The organism is Larkinella ripae, from assembly GCF_054780775.1.
Genome location: NZ_BAAGVR010000012.1, coordinates 1 through 1,704, shown reverse-complemented (window position 1 = coordinate 1,704; position 1,704 = coordinate 1). Strand labels below are relative to the sequence as shown.

Sequence of the window (1,704 nt, the reverse complement as noted above, 5' to 3'; positions counted from 1 at the left end):
ACTGGTGCCGTCCGCCAGCCATTGCAGCGACCCGTTGACGAAATAGCCGTAGGCGGGAGTCGCAGTAACAGGAGACTGTCCGGGTATCTTAGGCGAGCTAATCTTTTGCTCTACTACCCTCTTCGGCTTCGGCGCTCTACTGGCCGCCGCCTGCTTCATACGAACGGCGACCCATTCACGCAGCTGCTCACCTTCCAATGCTTCCAGTCCCTTTAAACGCCAGTACTCAAAGCGATTGTGGCCCTGCTCGGCTTTTCGGCGGCCGATAATACCCTGCTCGATCAGACACGCTACCGCGTAGCCGACTGTTAAATCAGAAGCCTCGGCCTTTCGCCCCAATTCGCCAATCGTTAAAACAACGGGGTTTTCAGGCGAAGAGTGGTACAGGCCACTGACCAGATGGTCCACGATTTTCTGGTAGTCTACGCGCTTAATCGTAAGGTTCATAGGCTGCCTTGTTGTTTTAATTTGTCGATCCAATTCATGCCGGGCTAAATGGATTCTGTTTTTGACCGTGCCGACCGGTATGCGTTCCATTTCGGCAATCTCTTCATATTTATAGCCGTGCCTGCGGTAATCAATATACCGGCGCTGATGCTCCGGCACCCGGCTTAAAGCGGCCTCGGCGTGTTCAAGCTCCAGATGATCGAAAACGTTCGCCGGAGCACTCACCAGATATTCAGCATCCGCCACATCGACCGGGTTGGCAAACCGTTTGGCTCGCTTGTAATTGGTTACGAAAAGGTGGTAAGTAATCGTTGCCAGCCAGGCTGACAGATTAGTCCCCTCTTCAAACTTATCCTGATTCGTGAGCGCCTTTATTACCGCATCCTGCGTCAGATCTTCGGCATCGTCTTCGTCGCCCGTTAGTTTTTTGGCATAGGCCAGTATCTTTTTTCGGTGCCCCGCTATCTGGTCTGATAATGCCATAACTCACTGATTACGATGAATAAAGATACAAATTTTTTACTTGCTTCACATTAAAATTTGCAATTATTTTTGTACCTTAGAGGAAATAATTTAAGCTATGAAAAAAGTTCTTCAGATAATACCGAAGGTTAAAGAGCAGTATGCTTATCAAGGGGAGTCAGTTTCAACCGTTTGCGTTCTTACAGGCTGGATTGACTTAAACCAAAAGGGCGCAAACCAGGAGGCTGAAAAGTATAGTAGTTATGAATTAAGAATTGATCGTCAAACCGGTAAGTCTGTTACGATCACTCTTTTAAAGGAAAGAAAAGACGTTCGTAAACAGCGCGAGACTACGGGCGAAAGTATTACCCACGACTGTTTTCAAATCACTATGTCATTCGCTGAATTTGTCAATGCCATCTTTAAGGACACCGAACCTTTTGAATTTAACCGGGAGGTTCACTATCCTGATTCCATTCGTGAAGCATTCAAAACGGCTTACAAAGAATAAGTGATTATATTGCGTTCATGGACAATGAGAAGCCCCGGAAGAAAGCTAAGTCAAAACCAAAAAAGCCGCGTAAGCCGGGATCGGGGCGCAGGGTTGACCCTGACAAGCCCCGGAAGGTTCGGCTGAATACGTGGGTTGACCCGGACATAAAGGCTATTGTTGATAAGCACCCGAAAGGGGAACGCGCTGGCTGGGTGCGTGACGCCATCCGCGAAAAAGACCAGCGCGAGAACTTAGCGCCGTGACCGCCGGCGCACCTAGCGGCCCGCTGCCGGGAAAGGCGG

At 49.4% G+C, this 1,704-nt stretch carries 2 protein-coding genes; one reads left to right on the top strand and one right to left on the bottom strand.

Annotated features, from left to right (window positions below):
* Positions 1-930, bottom strand: a 930-nt coding sequence (locus ACYVHX_RS06840; protein WP_460670886.1) for an RNA polymerase sigma factor, incomplete at its 3' end; no start/stop codon positions are given.
* A gap of 97 nt (positions 931-1,027) precedes the next feature.
* On the opposite strand from ACYVHX_RS06840, the gene ACYVHX_RS06835 reads away from it, so the two are divergent.
* Entirely contained in the window at positions 1,028-1,420 is a 393-nt protein-coding gene (locus ACYVHX_RS06835; protein WP_460670885.1) for a hypothetical protein, read from the top strand.
* Positions 1,421-1,704: the final 284 nt, after the last annotated feature.